Consider the following 709-nt stretch of genomic DNA (forward strand, 5'->3'; position numbering starts at 1 on the left):
CTCGGAGCCTGGCCGCCGGGGCGGGCGCGCACACGACACGCACACACTGACCCGGCAGAGAAACGACTGCGGCGCCGCCAGAGCCCTGTCACTCGTCTCCAGGCTTCAGCCGCGTCGCTCAGGGAGCGTCAGGCAGGGGTACCTGTGACGTCGGTCCCGTGAACGCCGATGGCCCGGCCGAAGGTACCTGGCCGGGCCACTCGGTTGATCCCCCTCTCCTGGCCTCACTCCGGCGCTTCCGCACCATCATCGGCTGGGGAGGCCGGAGGCGTCTCGCCCTCTCCTTCCGCCTCGTCGGATCGCCCGACGTCGAGGGTCTCCCCGAGCTTCCTGAGGGGGTTGCGCGTCTGCTCGGAGGGGACCTGGGTGTAGATCTCCATGGTCACCGCGAACTGCGAGTGCCGGAGGATCTGCATCGCCACGCGCGGGTGCACGTCCAGGGCCGCCAGCAGCGTGCCGCAGGTCTTGCGGGTGTCGTGGACGCGGATCAGCCGCACGCCGGCCTGCTGGCAGCGGAACTCGAACCGCCGGTTGAAGTTGCGCGGCTCGACCGGGGTGCCGTACTTGGTGGTGAAGACCAGGTCGGACTCCGTCCATAGGTCGCGGGCGGCGAGCTTGTGGGCATCCCGGCTCTTCTCCCGCAGCACCAGGGCCGTGCGGCAGAGGTCCGGCAGCGGGAGCACCGACTCCGAGGCATCGGTCTTGACCT

1 protein-coding gene is annotated in these 709 nt (G+C 70.2%); it reads right to left on the reverse strand.

From position 1 onward, the window contains the following. Positions 1-224 precede the first annotated feature (224 nt). On the reverse strand, positions 225-709 hold a 485-nt coding region (locus ABD323_RS42865; protein ID WP_344447456.1), incomplete at its 5' end, for a site-specific integrase.

Origin of the sequence: Kitasatospora nipponensis (genome assembly GCF_039528135.1) — a bacterium.
Lineage (GTDB): Bacteria > Actinomycetota > Actinomycetes > Streptomycetales > Streptomycetaceae > Kitasatospora > Kitasatospora nipponensis.